Below are 24,689 nucleotides of genomic sequence, written 5' to 3' on the forward strand. Positions count from 1 at the left end.
GCGCTCTTACACAAGGGTTCGCTTGAGGCGCTGCTCGGCTTCCGCAACTGGCGGATGCCGCCTGACTGAAGCTAAGATATTGCCGGGCCGGATCGCCTGCGATCGAAACCACGGCAATCGAAGATAGAATGGCCGAGCATGGTCCTGTTCGAGTCAATCCTCGTCATCATGTTCGGAGCTGTCATCCTCGCGGCTGGTTCGCGACGAACCGGCATCCCGTATCCGGTCGTTCTCGCCATCTGCGGGACAGCTCTCGCCTTCATTCCCAATGCGCCGCGCATCACGCTGGATCCGGAGTTGGTGCTCGCCCTCTTCGTCGCGCCGATCCTGCTCGATGCGGCCTTTGACAGCTCGCCGCGCGATCTGCGCAGGAACTGGCTGCCCATATCCAGTCTGGTTTTCGTGGCTGTCGGCGTCACCACCGCCGTCGTTGCAGTTGTGACGCGATGGTTCGTGCCCGATATGACCTGGGCCGCCGCGATCGCGCTCGGAGCGATCGTCGCCCCGCCCGACGCCGTTGCAGCGACGGCGATCCTGCGAAGGGTGCGGCCGCCCCATCGCATCGTCGTGATCCTCGAAGGGGAGAGCCTGCTGAACGATGCAACCGCGCTGCTGATTTACCGCCTTGCGGTGGGTTCGGTCGCGGCCGGCAGCTTCAGCCTCGCGAATGCATTGCCAGCCTTCGCCCTCGTCACGGTGGGCAGCATCGCTCTCGGCACGGTTCTCGGTTTGGCCGCGGTGCGGCTGCTCGTGTTGTTTCGCGATCCGGCAAGCGCCATCATCGTGCAGTTCGTTACGACCTTCGGCGTCTGGATCCTGGCAGAGCGGCTGCATCTGTCCGGCATCATCACTGTCGTCGTCTACGGCATCGTGCTTGCGCGGACGGCTCCTGCCGTGACCAGCGCGAGGTTGCGCATTCCTTCCTACGCAGTCTGGGAGACGACCGTTTTCGTGCTCCAGGTTCTGGCCTTCGTGCTGGTCGGCCTGCAGTTGCGACCGATCCTCGAAGGGTTCGATGCCGCGCAACGTGTCGGTTACGCCTGGATCGCGCTCGCGGTCCTCGCAACGGTCATTCTCGTGCGGCTGACATGGGTCGCGACCTACAGGGGGATCGCCCTTTTGGTTTCGGGTCGCTCTTCGGATGCGCGGGAAAGGGCGACTTTTCTCCAGAACGCGAAGGGCAGCGTCGTCGTCGCCTGGTGCGGCATGCGCGGCATCGTCACGCTCGCGGCCGCCTTCGCCCTTCCCGCCGATTTCCCCTATCGCGACCTGATCCTGCTCTGTGCCTTCACCGTCGTGGTCGGCACGTTGCTGATCCAGGGGCTGACGCTGACGCCACTGCTGCGCTATCTCGCGATCAGCGACGATCACCCCGTCGACCGCGAGTTTGCCCTCGCGCGGAAGGCCGCGCTGCAGGCCGCGATCGAATCGCTCGAAGGCGCGCGGAAGGCGGCTGCTGCGGCGGTCCGACAGGAATATCGCGACATGCTGGAGCAGACCGGACGGGCCGCGCAGCTCGACACCGACCATAATGCCCTGCGGCGGACCGCGCTCGAGGTGGCGCGGAAGACCGCATTCGATCTGCGGAAGCGCGGGACCATCGGCGATGACGCCTTCCACCGGCTCGAGGAAGAGCTCGATTGGCTGGAGCTCGGCGCCGCGCCGCGGGAGGGCAGCGCATGAAGCCGATCGATGTCGCGATCGTCGGGGCCGGAGCGGCCGGCGTTGCGGCGGGCCGGCATCTCGCCGCGTCCGGGCTCGACGTGCTTCTGATCGAGGCGACCGACAGGATCGGCGGGCGGGCGCACACCGCCTTCCACGACGGCCTTCATTTCGACCTCGGCTGCGGCTGGCTCCACTCGGCGGATCGCAATGGTTGGGCTTCGCTCGCACCGCAGCTCGGCTTCCATCTCGACCGGACGACGCCGCCATGGGGCGTCCAGTTTCGCGATCTCGGCTTTCCTGCGGCCGACCAGCGTGCCGCGCGGGCCGCCTTCGCCCGTTTCGAGCAGCGCCTGCGCGAGGCACCTCCCGGGAGCGACCGCGCCTCGGACCTTCTGGACGCAAGTGACCGCTGGACGCCCTATCTCGAAGCCCTCAGCACCTACATCAACGGCACGGAGCTGGAGCAGCTCTCGATCCGCGATTATCTCGCCTATGCCGATGCCGAAACAGGCGTGAACTGGCGCGTGACCGAGGGCTATGGCAGCCTCGTTGCGGCTGCGGCGCAGGACGTGCCGGTCGCGTTAAGCACAGCGATCACCGGCATCGACGCATCGGGGCATACATTGCGGCTGACGAGCGTGAGAGGTGAGATCGTGGCGGCGCGCGTCATCGTCACGGTCCCGACCGATGTGCTTGCCTCCGGCGCGATACGCCTGCCGCCTCGCGCATCGGATCACATCGATGCCGCCGGTGCGCTCCCGCTGGGCCTGGCGGACAAGATCATCTTCAAATTGTCTGATTGCGAGGGCTTCGAACCGGACACGCAGCTCCTGGGCAATCCGTCCCTGAAACGAACGGCGAGCTACCATCTAAGGCCGTTCGGCCGGCCGCTGATCGAAGGCTTCGTCGGCGGCGAGGCCGCGCGCGAGTTCGAAGCCGACGGCGATGCTTTTGCCGCTTTCGCGCGCGACGAGCTGGCCGGACTGTTCGGCTCCGGGATCAGGAGCCGACTGGAGCCGATCGCGCAAACACGCTGGGGACGCCAGCCTTTTGCGCGAGGCTCCTACAGCCACGCGCTACCCGGCCATGCCGAGGCGCGGGCGATCCTGGCCTCGGATGTCGATGGCAGGCTCTTCTTTGCCGGCGAGGCCTGCTCGACCCAGGATTTCTCGACGGCGCATGGCGCCCTTCAAACCGGGTTCGATGCGGCACGTGCTGTCCTGAACTCTTTGAAAACCTGATCTGGATGTCGAAAGCCTAACCGTTTGCGAGGGCAATACGAGAATCCAGGAATGTCTGCTTCTTGGCGAGCGACCAACTTCCGCTATTGGCGATCCGGGCAAGCTCGGTGTTGGTGACGAAGGACTGCAATTCCACCGCAATTGGGCCGTTGGCCGAATGATGAGAATGGTGCGGCGGGCGCCCGCCGTGCCTAGTGTCACAGGTCCGTTTGATCCGAAAGGAGAAGCGCATCGTCAACCTCGATGCCGAGGTAGCGCACGGTGCTCTCCAGCTTTGTATGACCGAGAAGGAGCTGACAGGCGCGCAGATTGCCGGTGCGCCTGTAGATCAGAGCGACCTTCGTTCTGCACGGACTGTGAGTTCCACGGAGCGCTGGATCCAATCCGATCAGAGCCACCCCGATGCGAGGAGACGGCCGTACTGGCGCGTTGTAATGTGATCGCCATACCGGCTACGGCTCGGGAAGAGCCAACCCTCTTCAAGAGGGCCTCTCTTTCTGAGCCACGCCGTGAGGGAGCGGCGATGAAGGGCCTGACGCAGTTCGAGTATCGCGGGCAAAACCTCATCCCCGTGCGCCGCTTCGCGCTGCGGCTGGGCCGTGCCATCCTGCTCTGGCTGGGCATGGCCGTCATCGGCATGGCGATCGGCATGGCCGGCTACATGTCGACCGAGGGCATGAGCGCCATCGACGCCTTCGTCAACGCGGCGATGATCCTCTCGGGCATGGGCCCCGTCGACCAGCTCAAGACCGATGGCGGAAAGCTCTTCGCCGGCGCCTATGCCTTGTTCTCAGGGCTGTTCGTGGTGATCGCGACCGGTTTTGTACTGGCGCCGGTGCTGCATCGTGTGCTCCATTCCTTTCATGTCGAAGAGGGGAAGAGCAACGATGATTGAGCCGGGCCTGACGCAAGATGAAGCTCCGCGCGGTAGTCTCACCGTGCGCGTCAACGCCATGCCGGCCGACACCAACGCCAATGGCGACATCTTCGGCGGCTGGGTGATGTCGCGCATGGACGCGGCCGGCGGCATCGCCGGGGTGGACCGGGCGCAAGGGCGCGTGGTCACGATCGCGGTCGATGCCATGACCTTCCACAGGCCGGTCAAGGTCGGCGATGTGCTCAGCGTCTATACCGAGGTCGAGTCCGTCGGGCGGACTTCGATGAAGATCCATGTCGAAGCCTGGGCGCGCCGCTTCCGCACGACGCTGCACGAGAAGGTCACCGACGCGACCTTCACCTTCGTGGCGATCGACGAGGAAGGCCGGCCGAGACCGGTGCCGGAACCGCAGGAGGCGTGAGGCGGAGGCTGCGCCTGCCGAGCCTTGCTTCCGCCGCACAGCCTAACGAATGCTGAAGCGTCGGTGCGGCTGAGTGATTCAGAAGAATCCGCCGGCTTAAACGTTCCTTAAGTGCATATCCGCGATCTTCTTCTTCGGAAGGCCTTGTCCTGCCTTCTGAAATCGGGGCTGTGCACGCATGCGCGATCGTCGCGAGGTTCTCGCTCTGCGCGAACTCGCGCCTGGTGGCCGGCGGCGCGGTCAGCCGCTTTCCGTCCTTATTTCCTGATTCTTTCCACGCGTTGCGTTAGCATTTCGGAGAGCGATTCATGACCAAGGCTACGAAGCCCGCGCGCCAGCGCACGCCGCTTCGCATCGGCATTGCTGCGCGCATCTATGCGGCGCTCGGCCTGCTCACGGTGCTGACGATCGTGGCCTCGCTGGTGGCATGGTTCTCCTATGATCGCGTCAACCAGACCGTCTCCGAGACGGTCGAGCGCAAGATGCCGACCGTGGAGCTTTCGCTCGAGCTTTCGCAGGCCGCGACGCAATCGACGGCGCTGGCGCCTCGGTTCATGGAGGTCACCACGGTGCAGCAGCGCGCGAAGCTGACCGGCGAGCTCGATACCATCGAGGCCCGCCAGTTCGACCTCATCCGCCGCATCGCCGCGCTCGACACCATCGACATGAAGCCGATCCAGACCGGCGTCGATGAATTGTCGCGCCAGATCAACGACATCAACGACCTGACCGGAGAGCGGCTGCGCAACGCGGCGGCGATGCAGGCCTCGCTCGAGCAATTGTCGAAGGCGCGCGGCGTTTTCGTCGGGGTGGTCGGGGCCGAGGCTGATGAGGCCCGGTTCAACATCCTGATGGGGATGGAAAGCGTCAAGGGCCTGAGCGGAGACGATCTCAACGCCTCGATCCAGGGGCTGATCGAGCGCGACTTCCAGGCTTTCGACCTGGCGCGGAAGCTGGAGGCGCAGGTCAACGAACTGATCGGCCTGCTGCGCGAGATCGCGCAGATCGACGACAAGGCGAAGCTGAGCGCGGCCCGCGACCGCTTCACCGCCATCGTGACGCGCATCCGCAAGGATTTGTCGGCGATCGAGAAGATCGTCCCCAACAAGGTGCGCGTCGGCGCCATCAACACGGTGATCGATGTCGGCGAGGGCAGCGAAGGCGTCCTCAGCGTGCGCCAGCGTGACCTTTCCACCCAGGAGGGGATCAATGCGAGCCTGCAGGGCGTCGGCCGCGCGGCCGAAGCGCTGCGCGCGCAGGTCGACAAGCTCGTCAAGAGCGCGCGCGGCGAGGCGCTCGCCTCCAGCGCCTCGACCCGCACGCTGATCGAGCAGAGCAAGCTCTGGCTCGGCGCGGTCGGCATCGGCTCGCTCCTCGTCGCGCTGGCTTTGTCGCTGCTCTATGTCCGCCCGATGATCGTCGGCCGCCTGAACCGGCTCTGGGCCGCGACGCGCGCGATCGCAGACGGCCAGCTCGAGACGGTCGTGCAGACCAAGGGCAATGACGAGATCGCCGACATCTCCAAGAGCGTGCTGCTGTTCCGCGACAATGCGGTCGCGCTGCGCGCAGCGGAAGCGGCCAAGATCGAGGACGAGGTAAGAGCACAGCAGCAGCGCCGCGCGATGATGCAGGAACTCGGCGCGGCCTTCGGCGAGGTTGTCGCCGCCGCCGCCGCCGGCGATTTCAAGCCGCGCGTCGCGGCGACCTTCGCCGATGCCGAGCTCAACGCGCTGGCCGATTCGGTCAATGCACTGCTCGAAACGGTCCAGGCCGGCCTGTCGGAAACCTGCGACGTGCTGGCGGAGCTCTCGGTCGGTCATCTCTCGACCCGCGTCGAGGGGCGCTATCAGGGCGCCTTCGCCGAACTCAAGAACGGCACCAACAGCCTGGCCGAAGAGTTCGAGAGCACGCTGGCGCGGCTCTCCAACACGGTCGCGGCCGTGCGCAGCGCCACCAGCGAGATCCTCGACGGCGTGACCGACCTCGCCGAGCGCACCAGCGAGGAGAGCAACGCCGTCTCGATGGCGACGAACCAGCTCACCGCCTTCGCCGGCACCGTCAAGAAGACGGCAGCCGAAGCCGCCCAGGCGACCGGCATGGCCGAGGGCGCCGAGGCCCGCGCCCAGCAGGGCGAGAAGGTGGTGGCCTCCGCGCTGGAGGCGATGCACCGCATCCGTTCCTCCTCGAACAAGATCTCCGAGGTCATCGCGATGATCGACGAGATCGCCTTCCAGACCAATCTGCTGGCGCTCAATGCGGCGGTGGAGGCAGCCCGCGCCGGCGATAGCGGACGCGGCTTCGCCGTCGTCGCGACCGAGGTGCGCAGCCTGGCCAAGCGCTCGGCCGACGCCTCCAACGACGTCAAGAAGCTGGTCGAGGCCGCCCATGGCGACGTCAAGGTCGGCGTCGGCCTGGTCGAGGAGACCTCGGCGATGTTCGAGGCCATCGTCGCCTCGGTCAACGACCTGACCGGGCTGATGAACGGCATCTCGCAGACAGCCAGGAGCCAGGCCACCGACGTCTCGGCGATCAACAGCGAGATCGACGGCATCGGCACCATGGCTCACCAGAACGCGGCGCTGGTCGAGGAGACCAATGCGGCGCTGGCCCTGACCGACGAGCAGACCCGCGCGCTGACCGAGCATATCGGCCGCTTCAAGTTCCGCGAGGGCCATATCGCCGACCATGGCGAGGAACCTCGGATGGCGGAAGCCGCCTGAGACCAGTAGCCGAACCCAAGGCGACGCTCTTTACGCCCCCGCTGCCGCAAGGCGGCGGGGGCGATCGTTTTGCGCTGGCCCCGATCCTTTTGCGCAAGCGCTCAGACTGGCCTTGCCCGAAGCGCAGCTGCGATGTTACGCGGGGTGTGGGCCGGTAGCTCAATGGTTAGAGCTCGCTGCTCATAACAGCGCCGGTGCCGGTTCGAGTCCGGCCCGGCCCACCATTTCCGATCAGAATTGCGAACCGGGCCGTGCCCGGCGGCATGGCTTCGAGGGTTCTGCTCGAAGTCGTCGCTTCTGCCGACGACCCGGATTGATCCGGGCTCGACGATTGTGAAGTCGACGCTGGCATGGCCAGCTGACGGGCGATCTCGGGCCCGATCCCTCTGTCGGCGCCGGTGACCAGCGCGATGCGGTGATTATTCGACATGGGACGTTCCTTGAAATGTGGCGGTCGAATAGATCATGACGATGGCCCTTGTCGGTGTGGTTGCAATGGCCGATGTCAGCCGACGATCTGTGCGACGTAGTCCCGATAGGACCGCAACGGACGTCCGAGCAGGGTCGTCAGCCGATCGACGTCGCCGGCATCGGGGAGCATGCCGTCGCTCAGGAAGCGCTCGGCCATCAGCCGCATGTCGAAGGCCATCCAGCTCGGCATGAACTGGCGCAGGTTCTGCTCGAATCCGGCGGTGTCGTTGCCGGGAAACGCGATCGTACGACCGAGGACGTCGCTCCAGATGGCGGCGGCGTCCGCACCGGTCAGCGTGTCCGGGCCGACCAGGTTGATGCGGTTGAGCGGCAGCGGCGTGGCCGACTGTTCGCGGCGCATCAGCTCGATCGCCGCGATCTCGCCGACATCGCGGGCGTCGATCATCGCGAGGCCCTTGTCGCCGATCGGCATGGGGTAGATGCCGTAGCCGGTGACCACGTCCTTGATGGTGATCTCGTTGTCCATGAAGTAGGCCGGGCGCAGGATGGTGGCGCTGAGCCCCATCTGCTCGATCATCCGCTCGACGCCGAACTTGCCCGCGAAATGCGGCACGTTCACATAGACATCGCTATGGATCACCGAGAGGTAGACGATCCGCTCGATCTTGGCCCCGCGGGCGATATTGAGAGCGATCAGCGCCTGGGTGTACTCATCGGCGACAACCCCGTTCAGCAGGAACAGCGTGGACACGCCGGAGAAGGCGCTGCGGAGTGCGTCGACATCGAGCAGGTCGCCTTTGACGACTTCGACGCCGGCGGGGAAGCTGGCCTTGGACGGGTCGCGGACCAAAGCGCGCACATCGGCGCCACGGTTCACGAGCTGTTCGACGACGTTGCGGCCGACATTACCGGTCGCGCCGGTCACGAGAATGGTCATGGAGGTAACTCCTGGGTTGAGCCGTTTGGCTGTCCCGAATTTAGCGATCCATATCCGCGCCAATAGACGCTATATCTGGACAGACCGTCTCAGTGGTGGAACACATGGACCTGCTTGCCCTTGCCGATTTCAACTTGGTCGCCCGTCACGGAGGGTTCGGAAAAGCCTCGCGCGCCGCAGGCCGTCCCAAGGCGACCCTGTCCCGCCGCGTCGCGGAACTGGAGGCCAGCCTTGATCTCCGCCTGTTCGAACGGGGCGCACGCGTCCTAAAGCTGACCGAGGAGGGGCGGGCGCTGTTCGAGCGGACGGGCCAGTTGCTCACCGAACTCGACGAGACGGCTGCGGCGATCGCCTCGGGTGGACATAGTCCCCGAGGACGGTTGCGGATCAGCGCGCCATTGCTCTTTTCCCAGACCGCAATGGGGAAGCTGGCCGCTGGCTTTGCGCTGAAATATCCGGAGGTCCGGCTCGAGGTCACGACCGAGGACCGGTCCGTCGACATGATCGAGGAAGCCTATGATCTGGTGATCCGGGTCAATCCGGAGCCCGATGAAAGCCTCGTCGGGCGGGTCTTCCTGCACGATCGGCTGGTGGTGGTGGCGAGCCCGGACCTGACGCCGCTCACAGACGGCTCGGCCATCCCGGCCGTCGTGCGTGGGTTAGCCCGCCAGGGCGAGGCCTGGGATGTGACGACGTCGAAGGGCAAGTTGAGGATCGCGGTCAATCCGATCCTGAGCCTGTCGTCCCTGGTCATGGTTCGCGACGCCGTGCGAATGGGCGTGGGTGCCGCGCGCCTTCCCGTGTCGCTCGTCAGCCACGACCTCGCCGCCGGCACACTGGTGCATTGGGGCGATGTGGAAGGACCGGACATCGCCTTGTGGGCGCTCTACCCGACACGGCGGCTGCTGAGTGCTCGCGTGTCGGCCTTCCTTGAGCATTTGAAGGCAGCTTTTCCGAAGGGAACGCCCGACGAACTGGCCGCGTATGTCGGGAGATGAAAGCCTTTCCAAGGCCGTGTAGGGCGGAGCCGCTCGCGCCAAGCAGGAGCCTCACTGATCAACCGGCCGACGCGGCAGACGCCGGCCTTACAGCGGGCCGACTGACCTGCTGTTTCGCAGCCGACGGCCCGTCGCTTGAACTCCAAAATCGTGTCTGTCGTTCCACTCATGAAACGATCTGTCCAAATATGATGCCTAGTTGGCACTGAAATGGGTCAGTAAACGATGCTGGAGAAACGGCGGCCTCATTGAGAGGCTCCCTTGCCGAGGAGGCAATCATGGCTGGTTCCGGGAACGACAAGATCCCCACTCCACATTCCAAGATTTTGATTCTCGGGGCGACCGGGGGCACCGGCCGCCTGATCGTCAAGGAAGCTCTGGCGCGAGGATACGACGTGTCGGTCCTCGTCCGCTCGGCCGAGAAAGGACGCGATCTCGGAGGTGTCAAGCTCGTCATCGGCGACGCTCGCGACGAGACTGTGATGCGCGAAGCTCTCAGGGGCCGCGACGCCGTCGTGAGTGCGCTTGGGACGCCGGCCAGCCCGTTCCGCGAGGTGACCCTGCTTTCGTCTGCGACGCGCAGGCTCGTCGACGCGATGAAAAGCGAGGGTGTTACTCGTCTCGTCGCTATCACCGGGATGGGCGCGGGCAACAGCGTCGGACATGGTGGATTTCTCTTCGACACCCTGATCTTCCCGCTGCTGCTACGCCATGTATATGCCGACAAGAACCGGCAGGAGGCCATCATCAAAGAGAGCGGGCTCGATTGGGTGCTGGTCCGTCCCACCATCCTGAACAACAAGCCCGGCCGCGGCACCGTGCGCGCCTTAGACGATCTCTCCGGCTTTCACGGCGGCAATATCGCCCGTGAAGACGTCGCACGCTTCGTAGTGGATCAGGTTGAGGGCGAGGCGTGGCTGCGCCGCTCACCGCTCATCACGTGGTGAATGTCTCCTGCTTCGTCGGAGATGGCCTGGTGACGCGCTCGATCCCAGTGCCGGACCTCACATGACCGCAAGGAGCGACGCCCGGTGGTAGCGGGCGTCGTCTACCGATTTGTGAAACTCAACCGACAATCGCGGCAGCACTAGGCCTCGCTCTTCAATTGGCCGGCGCGCCACCAGAGGAAGCCGGTAGTGGTCCCGCAATCTTCTCAATGTGAACCGGTGCCGACGCGTTGCAGCACCGAACTATCCGCGCATCGGTGCCATGTGGCGCCTCGCGACGCCATTTTGGCGATCCGGGATATTATGTGGCAATTTCAATTACATAAGTGTTCGCAGATTTGTCCGGCCCGGCCCACCATATCCAGCTAGCGCTGTTGATTTTGTTCTCGAGATTGCCTCCACCGGCTCCAGTTGGGCCGTAGGCGCATTGCGCCGGGCAGGGAGTCGATCGGGCTGTTAATGCCGGCAGAAGGCGGCCTCCGAGGGCTTGGCAGCAAGCTCCGTGTCGGCCGGTTCGCGCCTGACGCGTTTGTCTGGACCTCAGTCAAACATCTGCCAGGTTCGATGCAGGCCGCCACGGCGTGCTTGAAAACGAGGGTTACCTTAGGTTTCAATCCAGACGAGAGGCGTTCTGGATCGCAGCGACATGGCAAGCAAGGCGCCAGCGGACAGCCCAGACATCCCTCATCTCGAGGGCGACCGGAAAGCTGTCGCAGGACAAGCGGTGCGGTGGTCCGGCAGCGCAGATGCGTCGCCCAATGTCGATGGGCGCGATATGGACGAAGGGCTGTGTTTCGGCGATTTCGTTCTGTTTCCTCGCAGTCGCGCCTTGGTCGAGGGAAGCCGGCGGGTCCAGATCGGGAGCAGGGCGTTCGATATTCTGTGCCTGCTCGTCGAACGCGCCGGGCTATTCGTAAGCAAGCGGGACATCCTCGCTCATGCGTGGCCGACGACGCATGTCGAGGATGCCAATATTCGCGTCCAGGTCGCGGAGCTGCGCAAGGTATTGGGCGACGGGCGCGAGGGCAGGCGCTACATCGTCAACGCCCCGAGCCGTGGATACGCGTTCATAGCGCCGGTGGGACGCATAGTTGCGCCTTCCCAGGCCGGCCTGAAGCCGCCCGCGAAGAACCCGGCCTTGAGGTCGATGCCGGCTGCGCTCGGCAAGATCATCGGCCGGGCCGAGGCTTCGCGAACGCTTCTGGGGGAAATCGGGCATCGCCGCCTTGTGACGGTCGTCGGTACCGGCGGCGTTGGCAAGACGACGCTCGTGGCCTCGGTCATGTCTCAACTGATTGAAGGGCCGGATGCAGGCCGTTGGAGGAAAATATGCTTCGTCGATCTGGCCCCGGTATCCGATGAACGGGTCGTCCTGCGTGCCTTTGCGTCCGCGCTCGACATAGCCATAGTCAACGACGAGGCGACATCGAGCCTCGTTCAGCACATCCGAGACGAGGCGTGCCTGATCGTCGTAGACAATTGCGAGCACGTCATCGATGCCGTCGCCGATATCATCGAAGCAATCCTGCGGGACGCTCCAGCAATCCATGTCCTGGCGACAAGCCGCGAGCCCCTGCGTGCCGAGTGCGAGTGGGTCCACCGTCTTCACCCGCTTGAAGTGCCGCCGGCCACGAACGGTCTCTCCCTACGGGAAGCCATCGCCTATCCGGCAATCGAGCTGTTCGTCGAGCGAGCAGGCTTGCGATCGGGCGGCTACCAGCTGCACGAAGACGATGTCGAGCCTGTGATTGAAATATGCCGGCGCCTGGATGGAATACCGTTGGCCCTGGAGCTCGCCGCTGGACGTTTGGACGCCTTTGGCGCTCGCGGATTGGCGGCTATCCTGGATAATGCGCTTTCGGTCCTGACGAAGGGCCGGCGCCGGGCCATGCCTCGCCAGCAGACGTTGCGCGCCACCCTCGATTGGAGCTTCAGGCTGCTCAAGCCGCGAGATCAAATACTTCTGCGGCGGCTGGCGGTGTTCTCCAACAGGTTCACCTTGCAATCGGCGTCATCGGTGGTTGCCGGAGACGAATTGGCCGTATCCGATGTCGTCGAAGGCATAGCCGATCTCGTCGCGCAGTCTCTCGTAACGCCCGACATGCACGGCGACGACACCCATTTCTTTCTCCTTGAAACCACGCGCGCCTACGCGAGGGAAAAGCTCGCCCTGGCCCCCGAAGAGAACCATGTCTCGAAGCGGCATGCGGTCCTTTGCTGCGAGCTTCTCGCCGAATTGGTCGAATTGTTCGATGAGGACGATCAAGCCGCGCTCGCCCGGTCCTTCTCGATCCTCTCGGATACGCGGAGGGCGCTGCAATGGGCTTTCTCATCGACCGGTGATCGAGAGCTCGGGGTCGTGTTGACCGTCGAGACGGTCCCTCTGTGGCTGCGTCTCTCCCTCGTCAACGAATGCCATCAATGGGTGGAAGAAGCACTCGATCTTCGTGACGATCAGCCAAGGCCTGGCCAAAGCGAGGTGATGAAGCTGCAGGCCGCACGAGCATGGTCCTTGATGTACAAGGCCAGCACCGCACACCAGACAGGGGCCGCCTGGATCCTGGCCCGCGACCTCGCAGAGCGAGCAGGGGACAACGACTACCGCCTACGCTCGCTCTGGGGTCTTTGGGCCGGGCAGATGAAGAGCGCGGCCTTCGTCGATGCCAGTGAAGCCGCCGCCCGCTTCAAGCAAGTCTCCCAGCAATCGGCAGACCCCGATGATTGCATCATCGCAGACCGGCTGATCGGCACCTCGCTGCATTTTCTAGGGGATCAGGCGAGAGCCCGAAGCCATATCGAACGCATGCTCGCCAACTACAATGTGCCGAGGCATCGCCGACATATCGTCCGCTATCAGGTCGCTCCGCAGGTTGCGGCCCTGGTGACGCAGGCCCGCATCCTTTGGGTTCAAGGCTATGCAGAGGAGGCGATGCGTGCGGCTGATGCCAGTGTCGATGCAGCCCGCGCGATCGATCACCGCCTCTCACTATGCTTTGCGCTGGCCCAGGCAGCCTCGCCGCTGGCGCTTCTCGAGGGAGACCTCAATTATGCGGAGGAGCAAACCGATCTCCTTTTCGAGGAAACGGATCGGCATCGGCTGGATGTCTGGCACATCTACGCCACCGCTTATCGCGGCCAGCTCTTGCTTCGGCGGGGCGAGATTCAAAGCGGGCTGCCTCTCATCGAGACGGCTGTCGAGCAGCTTCGCAGCGCACGTTTCATGCAGCATTACTCCGCCTTTATGGTTGCGCTCGTCGAGGGGCTTGTTCTCGCGAACCGCCTGGATGCCGCGGATGCTGCTGTCGAGGGAGCCATAGCGCACGCGACGAGCGCCGGCGATCGCTGGATCGCCCCGGAAATATTCCGCCTCAAGGGTGAGATCGCGTTCCATCGGCATGACGTCGAGCAAGGCGAAATCTACTTCGCCCGATCAATCGAGCTGGCTCACGAGCAGCGGGCCCTCGCCTGGCAGCTGCGCACAGCGATCAGTCTTTCGCGAATACTGGATGCGAGCGGCCGGACCGGTCACGCCCGCAGATTGCTGACTGCGCGTCTGACGCAGTTGACGGAGGGCTTCGATGGGGACGGCTACATAAGTTTACGACGAGCGCTCAAGCGCATAACCAACTGACCTGATCCCTTGGAGCTGTGCGTGATGATGGCGTCTCTCGTCGCGCCGGGCTTGGCCGTCGCGACGCACCCCCACTTCGTCCTTTCCCCGCTGCGATCGCGGAGGGCGGCCCGCACCGCAAGTCGGCGCTCAATTTTACGTCTTTTTACACCGCACCGCACGGCTCTGGTGCTAGTAAAGCCTCAGTAACGATGCGGCGCGTGGGTTCCGGCGAGACCTGGGACAAGTGTCCGTCAATCAAGAAGAACATTGCGATTTTACGGAAGCGGCCGTGTGAGCGGCCATGCCGCGGATGTGCGCGGCCCGAAAACGATGCGACCCCGATCGAGACCAGGCGAGGACGACGATGCCGCGCTCCAGTTACAGCCTCTCGCTGTCCGAAGCGAAGCGGATTGTCGAGGCGGGTGAAGCCAAGGCCGCCAGCATTGGGGTCGCCTACAATATCGCGGTCGTCGATAACGGGGGCGCACTCATCGCTTTCGTGCGCCAGGACGACGCCCTGATCGGGAGCATCGATCTCGCCATCGGCAAGGCGGTCACGGCCAGGATATTCGACAAGCGGACGTCCGATCTGGCGGCGATGGCACAGCCCGGCGCGCCACTCTTCGGCATCGAGCAGAGCAATGGCGGCAAGGTCGTGATCTTCGGCGGCGGCCTGCCTGTGAAGATCGACGGCCAGATCGTCGGCGCGGTGGGCGCCAGTGCGGGTTCGGTCGAACAAGACATTGCGGTGGCCGAGGCGGCAGCCGCGGCCATCAGCGGACCCACGGAAGGCCGCATTCGCGACAACGACCGATAGATTGACGGAAGGAACGTATCGGCATGCTCGAACTGACAGTCAACGGGACCAGGCACCAGGTCGACGTCGTCCCAGAGATGCCGTTGCTCTGGGTTTTGCGCGATGAGCTCGGCATTACCAGCCCCAAATATGGCTGCGGAATAGCTCAGTGCGGCGCCTGTACGGTGCAGATCGACGGAGCAGCCGTTCGCTCGTGCCAGGCGCGTATGGCCGATGTCGCAGGCAAGGCGATCACCACCATCGAAGCGGTCGGCAACGGCAAGCTGCACCCTGTGCAGGAAGCCTGGATCGAGCATCAGGTGCCGCAATGCGGCTACTGCCAGACTGGCCAGATGATCCAGGCCATCTCGCTCCTCAAGGCAATTCCGAAGCCTACCGACGAGGACATCAACGAGGTCATGTCGGGCAATCTTTGCCGATGCGGAACCTATGAGCGCATTCGTGTCGCGATCCATGCCGCCGCCGCGAAGATGGGAGGGAAATGACATGGGCGAGATGCCAAGTCTTTCGCGCCGTAGCTTCGTCTTCGGCTCCGCCGCGGTCGCCGGAGGCGTTGCTTTCGGGCAGTACGCCCAGGCGCAGCAGGCCGCGTCTTCCGCCGCCGCGGCGAACCCGCTGGCAGCGGGCTTGGGTCCGAACTCGGTTACCTTCAATCCCTGGGTCGAGATCAGCCCGGACAAGATCACGCTGATCGCCCAGCATGCCGACAAGGGCCAGGGTGTCGGTTCGATCCAGCCCCTCATGATCGCCGAGGAGTTGGACCTCGAGCCCGGCCAATTCGAGATCCGCTTCGCCGGACCTAGCCCCGCCTATTTCAACACCGGCTTTGCCCACGAACTTGCGCCCTTCATGGCGCCGGACCAGAGCCCCGAAGCTGAGAAGGCTCGCGCGGCAGCGCTGGAGTGGCTGAGGCAGGCCGGGCTGCAGATGACCGGGGGCTCCAGCACGATCCCCGATACCTACGACAAGCTGCGCATGGCCGGCGCGATGGCGCGGGAAACGCTCAAGGCGGCCGCAGCCAAGCGCAGCGGAGTCGCGGCCGCCGAGCTACGCACGGCAGCGGGAAACGTGATCCTGCCTGACGGGACGAAGATTCCTTATGTCGCGCTCTCGGCCGATGCGGCGAAGATCGCGCCCATCGCGGTCACCAAGCTCCGCGACCCATCGCAATGGCGAATTCTCGGCAAGCCGATGGAGCGTCTCGACATCCGGTCCAAGGTCACCGGCGAGATGAAGTTCGGCATCGATCGGACGATGGACGGCATGGTGTACGCGGCCGTCAAGCTGAACCCCAACAAGGGGCAGCCGATCAGATCCTACGACGCGAGCAAAGCTCAGGCGATGCCAGGGGTCCAGAAGATCCTCAAGATATCGAACGGCATCGCGGTCATTGCGACGAACAGCTGGTACGCGATGCAAGCGGCCGAGCTTGTCGACTGCGTATGGGAGCCGAGCAAATATCCGGCCGAGCAGGCCGACCACTGGAAAACGGTGGCCTCGTCCTTCGTTCCGCAATTCCTCGGCAAGGAATGGCGCAATGACGGCAATATCGACGCCGGATTGAAGGAGGGGACGCTGGTCGAGGCGGAATATCGCGCGCCCTATGTCGGGCATCAGCCGCTGGAGCCGCTCAACGGCATCGGCATCGTGACCGACAAGGGCATGGAAATCTGGCTCGGGCACCAGACGCCGCAATCGGTGCAGTACCTCGCCGCGAAGGCAATCGGCATGAAGCCGGAGCAGGTGACCTTCCATAACGAGTGGATGGGCGGAAGCTTCGGGCATCGCCTTGAGTTCGAGAACGTCAAGGTGCTCGCCGAGATCGCGAACCAGATGCGCGGGACCCCCATAAAGCTCATCTTCTCGCGGGAGGAGGATTTCCTGCAGGACATCCCCCGCCAGATCGCGATGGGCAGGTATCGAGGCGCCGTCAAGGGCGGAAAGATCGTCGCGGCCGATGTCCAAGTCGCTGCGACAGCCCCGTTCAAGGAACTGTTGGCGCGGATGGATTCGCCCTCGAAGGATCCCGACGGCCAATTGGCGGTCGGCATCTGGAATGTCTACTACGACATTCCCCATTATCGGGCGACGAGCTTCGAGGTCCAAGGGCTGTCGCCGTCCACGACTTGGCGATCCGTGGGGGCTTCCGCCAACGGATTCTTCACCGAGAGTTTCGTCGACGAACTGATCCACGCCGCCGGGCTCGATCCTCTCAAGGCGCGGATCGAGATGTGCAAGATTCCGATCTACCGGAAGCTCCTGGAAACCGTCGGCGAGATGGCAGAGTGGAAGGGGCCGCTCGGCAACGGAAAAGGCCGTGGCGTGGCGTTCGTCGAGTCGTTTGGAACGGCTGTCGCCGAGATCGTCGAGGTCACCGCGACCGAGGCGGGAATCAAGATCGACAAGGTCTGGGTGGCGACCGATGTCGGCAAGATCGTCGATCCCGTCAATTTCGAGAACCTCGTCCAGGGCGGCGTCGTCTGGGGCCTTGGCCATGCGATGAACTGCGAGCTCACCTATGCCAAAGGGGGCGTGCAGCAGACCAACTACAACCACCACGAAGCCATGCGCATGTATCAGTGCCCGGTGATCGAGGTGCGCGGCCTGGAGAACGACTACACGGTCAGGGGCATCGGGGAGCCCCCCGTGCCGCCTGCGGCGCCGGCGCTGGCCAATGCCATCTTCGCCGCGACCGGCAAGCGCATCCGGGAAATGCCTTTCAACAAGTTCATCGATTTCGTGTGAGGGCGGGCCATGAGGAAGATGACTCTGATCGCGCTCACCCTTGCCGGCTCATCGATCGTCGCGCTGACGGGCTTCGTATTGGCCAAGGACGAGTCGAAGGATGCCTTGCCGCCCGGCAGCATCAGCCGGGCCGAGGGGCTACAGGCCTGGAAAAGGATCGAGGCGGTCGTGACGCATCCGCGCTGCGCCAATTGCCATGTCGATGCGAAGGCCGTTCCGATCTGGACGCCGGCCGGCGAAAGCAAATCCCGAGTCCACGGCATGAACATTCATGGCGGAAAGAGCCGCACCGGAGTAGAGACGGTGCCTTGTACGACCTGCCATGTCACTTCGACATTGCCGAACCCACCGGCGCCGGCGCCGTTGCATGCCGGCATCGACTGGCAGCTCGCCCCTGTGGAATTCATCTGGTTCGGCAAGAGCGGCGCCGAGATCTGCGCCCAGCTCAAGGACCCCAAGCGAAATGGCGGCCGCGACGCGGCCGGTCTCCTTCAGCATTTGAGGCACGATGCGTCGCTGAGCGGATTCATCCCCAGGGCATGGGAAGCCGGGGGCCGCTCGACGCCGCCCGGAACGTTCGAAGACCACGTCAAGGACATGGCTCGGTGGGGAGCGGCCGGGCAGCCCTGTCCGGGCTGAGAGCGCATACCAAGGCGAGGATGTCGATGCCGTTCCCCTGTTATGGCCTCAGTTTCCCGAAGCGGGGTTTCTTTGTGAAGCCAAGGTGGCCGCCAAAACGGGTGCCGTCGGCGCACGCAGCTGTCTGACTGCAGATTTGCGGTCAAGCTCCTCATCTGGTCGGATAGTGTCGCGCACGAGAAGTGGCATAAGCCCGATAGGGAGGTCACCCCATGGCAATCGGCGAGGCTCGGCGAGAGCAGATTTTTCCGACACTGTCGGCCCTTCAGGTCGCGACGGCGCGTCGCTTTGCGAGCGGCGCACCGCGCCGCTTCGGCCCGCGTGAGATCGTCTATGAGATCGGTGCCCGCGACGCTCCCTCCTGGCTGATGCTCGATGGCTCGGCTGACGCGATCCGGCGCGGCGCAGCCGGCGGGGCGTCGCTGGTCACGACCTACGGTCCCGGCCAGTTCACCGGCGAGACCAATCAGCTTTCGGGCCGCCCGTCCCTCATGTCGGTCGTGGCGGGGGAGGCTGGTGCGGTTGCTGTCCCCTTTGATGCTTCGCATCTCCGTGCGCTCGTCATCGGATCGGCGGATGTCGGTGAAACGATCATGCGCGCCTTCATCCTCCGGCGCGTCATGCTGATCGAGGAGGGGCAGACCGGTGGCGCAGGATCGATCCTGGTTGGACGTCGGGACGATCCTGACATCGTCCGGTTGTCAGGATTTCTCACCCGCAACGGCTATCCCCACACCGTCATTGCCGCGTGCGAGCAGGAGGGGCGCGAACTGGTCGAACGGCTCGGCGTCGCCCCCGAAGACCTGCCGCTGATGATCTGTCCGAACGGTACGGTGCTCAGAAGCCCGAGCAATGCCGATGCCGCGACCTGTCTCGGCATCACACCGGATCTCGATCCGAAGACCATCCATGACGTGGCGGTCATCGGGGCCGGGCCGGCCGGGCTTGCCACGGCCGTCTATGGCGCATCCGAAGGGTTGTCGGTCCTGGTCCTGGACAGCCGCGCCTTCGGCGGGCAGGCCGGCGCATCCGCCCGGATCGAAAACTATCTCGGCTTTCCCACCGGCATCTCCGGACAAGCCCTCGCGGGCCGGGCCTTCAACCAGGCGGCGAAGTTCGGCGCCGAGCTCGCCATTCCGCTGACCGTCGAATTGCTCCGCTGTCACGGAGCGGATGCGGAAGCCCCGTTCACCCTCGAGCTCAGCAACGGCGGCACGGCGCGGTCGCGCACGATCGTGATCGCCTCGGGAGCGCGCTACCGGCAGCCCGACATTCCCAACATCGCAGCGCTGGAAGGGGCCGGCGTTTCCTACTGGGCATCGCCCGTCGAGGCGCGGCTTTGTGCGGGCGAGGATGTCGTCTTGGTCGGCGGAGGCAATTCGGCGGGCCAGGCGGTCGCCTATCTCGCACCGCAGGTCAGGCACCTCCACCTGGTGGTGCGCCGCCCTCTCGAGCAGACCATGTCCCGCTACCTGATCGATCGGATCGCGGCCCTGCCCAATGTCGAACTGCATGTCGACAGCGAGATCGTCGATTTGCACGGCGACCGGGCGACAGGCCTGACCGGGACGCGGTTTCGGGACCGCCGGACCGGTGCGATCCGGGAGTGCACCTCGCGCCACCTCTTCCTGTTCATCGGCGCCGATCCCAATACGCACTGGCTCGATGGCTGCGTGGCGCTCGACGCAACGGGCTTCGTCCTCACCGGGGAGCGCGCCGGCGACGGCGAGCGGCTGCCGCTCGAAACCAGCTGTCCAGGCATCTTTGCCGTTGGAGACGTGCGTGCCGGCTCGACCAAGCGGGTCGCCGCCGCCGCCGGCGAAGGCGCCGCCGTCATCTCACAGATTCATTCCGTCCTGGCACGGAGCGCTGGACGCGCATGAAGGTTCGGCCGACTTCCAGCATCAGCTGGCCGGCAATCTCGTCGGCGCGGTCTTCCTAGGCGATGACCTCGGCGCATCCTTCCGGGACAGGCACCACGCCGGCAAGCAGTCCGTTCAAGGCCTCGGCGCTGGCCACGAGCGTTACAGGGTGGCTCTCGAACAGGTCGAAGAATGTGTTCTCCTTGGGAAGGCGTTTCTGAAAAGCGATCTTCGGGCCGATCCGGATCTCTCCGGCCGATGAGACAAGTCGAGGCGAGTACAAACGATCAGGGATCGTCGGAAAGGATGGAAGCGGCATCAACCGCCGACAATCCAACCACGTTTCATCACAAGGAGCAGGATGACATCGGGTCCGGTTTTGTGACAGTTTTATGACTTGCCGCTGCTTGGACATGCGGTCCGGCTATCTCGACCGACCTCGACGTCGGCGATGTTTAATAATTGGGAGGACGACATGATCACACGCAGGATCGCGCTCGCGACCGCGCTCGGCTTCAGCTTTGCGACCTCCGCCGCTTTCGCTCAGGCCCCGGCGGGCAAGGTCACGGTCGTTACATCCTTCTCGAAAGATGTCACCGACCCGATCAAGAAGGCCTTCGAGAAGGCGATGCCCGGCGTCACGCTGGAGGTCCAGAACCGCAACACCAATGCAGGCGTGAAATATCTGGAGGAGACCAGGGCCAACAACCAGGTCGACCTGTTCTGGGCCTCGGCGCCTGACGCTTTCGAGGTGCTCAAGGGCAAGCAGCTGCTCACCGCCTACAAGCCCAGGGCGACCGGCATCCCCGAGAAGATCGGCTCCTACCCGATCAATGATCCGCAGGGCTTCTATTCAGGCTTTGCGGCGTCGGGTTACGGCATCATGTGGAACGAGCGTTACGCCAAGGCTAACAAGCTGCCCGAACCCAAGGATTGGCAGGACCTCGCCAAGCCAGTGTTCTACGACCATGTCTCGATCGCCTCGCCTGCGCGCTCGGGCACGACGCATCTGACGATCGAGACTATTCTGCAGGGCGAAGGCTGGGACAAGGGCTGGCGCACCATCAAGGAGATGTCGGGCAATTTCCGCACGATCACTGACCGCTCCTTCGGCGTGCCCGAGGCGGTGAATTCCGGTCAGGTCGGCGTCGGCATCGTCATCGACTTCTTCGCCTTCTCGGCGCAGGCCTCGGGCTTCCCGGTCAAATTCGTCTATCCGAGCGTGACCACGGTTGTGCCCGCCAATGTCGGCATCGTCACGAACGCGCCCAACAAGGCCGCCGCCGAAGCCTTCATCGAATTCCTCCTCTCGCCTAACGGGCAGGAGGTGCTGCTGGAGCCGGGCATCCGCCGCCTGCCGGTCAACCCCGCCGTCTACGCCAAGGCCGGTGCGGACTATCCCAACCCCTTCACCGATCCGCGCTTCCAGAAGATGATTGGCTTCGATGTCGACAAGTCGGAGGCGCGCACGGCGGTCGTCGACACGCTCTTCGACCAGTTGATTTCGTTCCAGCTCGACGCGCTCAAGGGAGTCACCAAGACCCTGCATGAGGTCGATGCGGCGCTCGCCAGGAAGCCCAACCCGCAGGCCAAGGCCCTGGCCGACGAGGCCCGCAGCCTGATCGCGGCGCTTCCCGTCACCGAGGTGCAGTCCGCCAGCGCCGAATTGCGTGGCGCCTTCAGCGGAGCCAAGGAAAAGGGCGCGCGCCAGGCCGAAGTCGAAAGCCAGTGGGCGAGTTTTGCCCGAGACAACTACGGCAAGGCGAAGGTGAAGGCGGACGAGGCGCTGAAGGCGGCGCGGTGACGAGGCGTGTCGTCCCGCGCGCAGCAGCGTGGAACGCTGCTGCGCGGAAACGGGACCGCGCGACGAGACGCTACCGCTTTCTGATGACGCTCCCGCATCTGCGCCGCGGCACTGCGCGGGATGACACGTAACGACAGGCCCTCATGACCGCCATCCTCGCCACAGTCAGCGCTAAACGCCTCACGGCCACGCCCGGCCAGATCGCGCTGGCGCTCGCCATCGCGGCGTTCCTGGGGCTGTTCCTGGTGCTGCCGGTCGCGACGGTGCTCTACGTCGCCTTCACCGAGAAGGGGACGAGCACGTTCACGCTCGTCAATATCTACGACTTCGTCCGGACCGAGCTGTTCATGCGCTCGCTGTGGAACTCGTTCTATGTTTCGGCGATGTCGGTGGTCTGGGCCTCGGTCGTCGCCCTGCCGCTGGCCTATCTGACGACGCGCTTCGCCTTTCGCGGCGCAGCCCTCGTGCAGACGCTCGGCTTCTTGCCGCTGATCATGCCGCCCTTCGTCGGCGCGGTCGCGATGCAGCTCTTCTTCGGCCGCAACGGCTCAGTCAATCTGCTGCTCGACGACTGGTTCGACTTCAAGATCGGCTTCATGGAGGGGCTGAACGGGGTCATCTTCGTTCAGTCGGTCCACTACTTCCCCTTCATCCTGATCAATCTCTCGGCCGCGCTGCGCAACATCGACCGGGCGATGGAGGAGGCGGCGCAGAATCTTGGTTCGTCCGGTTTTCGGCTGTTCCGCCGCATCGTCTTCCCGCTCGCCATGCCGGGCTATCTCGCCGGCGCCTCGCTCGTCTTCGTCAAGGTCTTCGACGATCTGGCGACGCCGCTGCTGCTCAACGTCAAGGATATGCTCGCGCCGCAGGCCTATCTGCGCGTCACCTCGATCGGAATCGCCGATCCGATGGGCTATGTCATCTCGGTCGTGCTGGTCGTCGCTTCGGTCGCGGCGATGTGGCTCTCGGCGCTGGCGCTGAAGGGCCGCGACTACTCTACGACGCAGCGCGGCGGCGGCGGCCTTGCCCGGCGGGTGATGACACCCTTCGAGGCGGTGTACGGCTACGGTGTCGTCATCCTGATTCTGGCGCTGGTGCTGGCGCCGCATCTGGGCCTCCTGCTCTTGTCCTTCGCGACGATCTGGTCGTTTTCGCCTCTGCCGGACGCATACACGGTGGCGCATTACGCCCGCGTCTTCGGTGAGAGCTCGCTCTACATCAAGAACACGCTGATCTATGCCTCGATTGCCGGCGGCATCGATATCGTGCTGGGCGTCGCCATCGCCTATCTCGTGCTGCGTACGAAGCTCGTCGGGCGCGAATGGCTCGACTGGGCCGCGTCGGCGGCGCTCGCCATTCCCGGCGTCGTGCTCGGCATCGGCTATCTGCGGATGTTCTACGGCGTCACGTTGCCCGACGGCACGCCGCTCGCCTCGTTCTGGATCATGATCGTGCTGGCGCTCGCCATCCGGCGCCTGCCTTATGCTCTGCGGGCCTGTCATGCTGCGCTTCAGCAGATTTCCGTCTCGCTGGAGGAGGCAGCCGAGAATCTCGGCGCGACCAAGGCTCGCACGGTGCGCCGTGTCGTCGTGCCGCTGATGGCAGGCGGCATCCTCGCCGGCTTCGTCACCTCGTTCTCAACGGCCGCCGTCGAGCTCTCGGCGACGCTGATGCTGGTCCAGTCGAACTCTGACGCGCCGCTCGCCTATGGCCTCTACGTCTTCATGCAATCGGCGGCAGGCCGCGGGCCGGGCGCGGCGCTCGGCGTGGTCGCGGTCCTGCTTGTGGCGCTCTGCACTTTCCTCTCCCAGCTCATCATCGAACGCAGCCAGAAGGCCAAGGGAATGGGCCACTGACCATGAACGCCATCGCATCCATTTCCACGCCGGCGCTCGCCGTCGACATCGAAGGCATAAACCTCTCCTACGGCGCAAACCACGTCCTGAAGGACGTCAACCTCACCATTCGACCCGGCGAATTCTTCGCCTTCCTCGGCCCCTCCGGTTGCGGAAAAACCACGCTTCTGAGGCTTGTTGCCGGATTCAACCAGTCCGACACCGGTCGCATCATGATTGGCGGCAAGGACATCTCGAATCTGCCTCCCTGGAAGCGCGATGTCGGCATGGTTTTCCAATCCTACGCGCTCTGGCCGCATATGACCGTTCGAAGGAACGTCGCATTCGGTCTGGAGGAACGCGGCGTGGCGCGCGCCGAAATCGAGCGACGCGTCGATATCGCGCTTGATCTTGTCGGCCTGGGTCATCTCGGCGAGCGGCGCCCGTCGCAACTTTCTGGCGGCCAGCAGCAACGCGTCGCGGTGGCGCGCACAGTTGCGGTCGAGCCGAAAGTGCTCCTGCTGGACGAGCCGCTCTCGAACCTGGACGCCAAGATGCGCGTGCAGGTTCGCCGCGAATTGCGCGACCTGCAGCGAAGGCTCGGCCTGACCACGATCTTTGTCACGCATGACCAGGAGGAGGCGAACACGATCTGCGACCGCATCGCGGTCATGAATGACGGTGTCATCCAGCAGATCGGGACGCCGATGGAGCTCTACGAGCGACCGGCCAATCTCTTCGTCGCAAATTTCCTGGGCACGGCCAACATCCTCGCTGGCGGCATCGTCGACTCCGGCACCGGACGTCATTTCGTAATCGACGGCGGGATCAGGGTGCCAATAGCGAGCGACGCGACAGTTCCCAAGGGCGCAAAGCTGGTGTTTCGGCCGCAGCATGCCGGGCTGACTGGTCCAGAGTCACCCTCAGGCAATGCCTTGGCTTTGCCCTGCGTGATCGCACATCGCGAATTCCTCGGAGCGAGCATCCGCTACGGAGTCAGGATTGGCGCCACCGAGGTCGCCGTCGACGTGCCATTCCAATCTGGCGAGGAACTGTTGGAGATCGGGAAAGCCGCAACGCTTACGTTACCTCAACGCTTGCTGCTCTGGCTTGCTGCGTAGCGTTGTTCACCGTTC

General features: G+C 64.4%; 18 protein-coding genes, 1 tRNA gene and 1 pseudogene. 17 read left to right on the forward strand and 3 right to left on the reverse strand.

The genetic code is table 11. The features are described from left to right. Positions 1-138 precede the first annotated feature (138 nt). A complete protein-coding gene (locus CYD53_RS01860) occupies positions 139-1,683 on the forward strand; it encodes a cation:proton antiporter (protein ID WP_103716415.1) in 1,545 nt (514 codons plus the stop codon). Further along, positions 1,680-2,906 carry a flavin monoamine oxidase family protein gene (locus CYD53_RS01865; RefSeq protein ID WP_103716416.1) on the forward strand — a complete coding sequence of 409 codons (1,227 nt, stop codon included), beginning with the start codon at positions 1,680-1,682 and terminating at the stop codon, positions 2,904-2,906. The genes CYD53_RS01860 and CYD53_RS01865 overlap by 4 nt, the downstream gene beginning before the upstream one ends. A 197-nt stretch (positions 2,907-3,103) precedes the next feature. Here CYD53_RS01865 and CYD53_RS30585 read toward each other — a convergent pair. Continuing rightward, positions 3,104-3,435: pseudogene (locus tag CYD53_RS30585) on the reverse strand (site-specific integrase); the annotation flags it as partial. On the opposite strand from CYD53_RS30585, the gene CYD53_RS01875 reads away from it, so the two are divergent. From CYD53_RS01875 to CYD53_RS01890, 4 genes are all read left to right on the forward strand, one after another. After that, positions 3,430-3,801: a hypothetical protein gene (locus tag CYD53_RS01875; RefSeq protein ID WP_103716417.1), complete on the forward strand. Its 372-nt coding sequence runs from the start codon at positions 3,430-3,432 to the stop codon at positions 3,799-3,801. The pseudogene CYD53_RS30585 and the gene CYD53_RS01875 overlap by 6 nt on opposite strands. Further along, positions 3,794-4,204, forward strand: coding sequence for an acyl-CoA thioesterase (locus CYD53_RS01880; RefSeq protein WP_103716418.1), 411 nt, complete (start codon positions 3,794-3,796; stop codon positions 4,202-4,204). Before CYD53_RS01875 ends, CYD53_RS01880 begins: the two co-directional genes overlap by 8 nt. Positions 4,205-4,512: 308 nt before the next feature. Then, the gene (locus CYD53_RS30825; protein WP_103716419.1) at positions 4,513-6,924 is read left to right on the forward strand and encodes a methyl-accepting chemotaxis protein; all 2,412 of its coding nucleotides are present in this window, start codon (positions 4,513-4,515) and stop codon (positions 6,922-6,924) included. 148 nt (positions 6,925-7,072) lie between these two features. Further along, positions 7,073-7,148: transfer RNA gene (locus CYD53_RS01890), tRNA-Ile, on the forward strand. A gap of 281 nt (positions 7,149-7,429) precedes the next feature. Here the strand turns inward: CYD53_RS01890 and CYD53_RS01900 are convergent. Next, entirely contained in the window at positions 7,430-8,293 is an 864-nt protein-coding gene (locus tag CYD53_RS01900; RefSeq protein ID WP_103716420.1) for an SDR family oxidoreductase, read from the reverse strand. Positions 8,294-8,397: 104 nt separating this feature from the next. On the opposite strand from CYD53_RS01900, the gene CYD53_RS01905 reads away from it, so the two are divergent. The 8 genes from CYD53_RS01905 to CYD53_RS01940 all read left to right on the forward strand — a co-directional run bounded on the left by CYD53_RS01905 (position 8,398) and on the right by CYD53_RS01940 (position 19,935). Then, on the forward strand, positions 8,398-9,291 hold the full coding sequence (locus CYD53_RS01905; protein WP_103716421.1) for a LysR family transcriptional regulator: 894 nt from the start codon (positions 8,398-8,400) through the stop codon (positions 9,289-9,291). A 278-nt stretch (positions 9,292-9,569) separates the two neighbouring features. Beyond that, a complete protein-coding gene (locus CYD53_RS01910) occupies positions 9,570-10,238 on the forward strand; it encodes an NAD(P)-dependent oxidoreductase (protein ID WP_103716422.1) in 669 nt (222 codons plus the stop codon). 646 nt (positions 10,239-10,884) lie between these two features. Further along, positions 10,885-13,869, forward strand: a complete 2,985-nt coding sequence (locus CYD53_RS01915; protein WP_103716423.1) for an ATP-binding protein — start codon at positions 10,885-10,887, stop codon at positions 13,867-13,869. A 346-nt stretch (positions 13,870-14,215) separates the two neighbouring features. Continuing rightward, positions 14,216-14,668 (forward strand): GlcG/HbpS family heme-binding protein, encoded by a 453-nt coding sequence (locus tag CYD53_RS01920; protein ID WP_103716424.1) that lies wholly within the window; start codon positions 14,216-14,218, stop codon positions 14,666-14,668. 23 nt (positions 14,669-14,691) lie between these two features. Beyond that, entirely contained in the window at positions 14,692-15,153 is a 462-nt protein-coding gene (locus CYD53_RS01925) for a (2Fe-2S)-binding protein (RefSeq protein ID WP_103716425.1), read from the forward strand. Between the two features lies 1 nt (position 15,154). Continuing rightward, entirely contained in the window at positions 15,155-17,413 is a 2,259-nt protein-coding gene (locus CYD53_RS01930; protein WP_103716426.1) for a xanthine dehydrogenase family protein molybdopterin-binding subunit, read from the forward strand. Positions 17,414-17,491: 78 nt separating this feature from the next. Continuing rightward, the gene (locus CYD53_RS01935; protein WP_245928034.1) at positions 17,492-18,052 is read left to right on the forward strand and encodes a hypothetical protein; all 561 of its coding nucleotides are present in this window, start codon (positions 17,492-17,494) and stop codon (positions 18,050-18,052) included. 212 nt (positions 18,053-18,264) lie between these two features. Continuing rightward, positions 18,265-19,935 (forward strand): FAD-dependent oxidoreductase, encoded by a 1,671-nt coding sequence (locus CYD53_RS01940; RefSeq protein WP_103716428.1) that lies wholly within the window; start codon positions 18,265-18,267, stop codon positions 19,933-19,935. 55 nt (positions 19,936-19,990) lie between these two features. On the opposite strand, the gene CYD53_RS01945 is transcribed toward CYD53_RS01940, so the two are convergent. Continuing rightward, entirely contained in the window at positions 19,991-20,233 is a 243-nt protein-coding gene (locus CYD53_RS01945) for a hypothetical protein (RefSeq protein ID WP_103716429.1), read from the reverse strand. Positions 20,234-20,389: 156 nt separating this feature from the next. Between CYD53_RS01945 and CYD53_RS01950 the strand changes: the two genes are divergently transcribed. The 3 genes from CYD53_RS01950 (at position 20,390) to CYD53_RS01960 (ending at position 24,674) form a co-directional block, all read left to right on the forward strand. Then, positions 20,390-21,718 (forward strand): ABC transporter substrate-binding protein, encoded by a 1,329-nt coding sequence (locus tag CYD53_RS01950; protein ID WP_103716430.1) that lies wholly within the window; start codon positions 20,390-20,392, stop codon positions 21,716-21,718. 143 nt (positions 21,719-21,861) lie between these two features. Next, positions 21,862-23,574 (forward strand): ABC transporter permease, encoded by a 1,713-nt coding sequence (locus CYD53_RS01955; protein WP_103716431.1) that lies wholly within the window; start codon positions 21,862-21,864, stop codon positions 23,572-23,574. Positions 23,575-23,576: 2 nt separating this feature from the next. Further along, positions 23,577-24,674, forward strand: coding sequence for an ABC transporter ATP-binding protein (locus tag CYD53_RS01960; protein WP_103716432.1), 1,098 nt, complete (start codon positions 23,577-23,579; stop codon positions 24,672-24,674). Positions 24,675-24,689 lie beyond the last annotated feature (15 nt).

The sequence above is a fragment of the Allobosea psychrotolerans genome (genome assembly GCF_002917105.1).
Lineage (GTDB): Bacteria > Pseudomonadota > Alphaproteobacteria > Rhizobiales > Beijerinckiaceae > Allobosea > Allobosea psychrotolerans.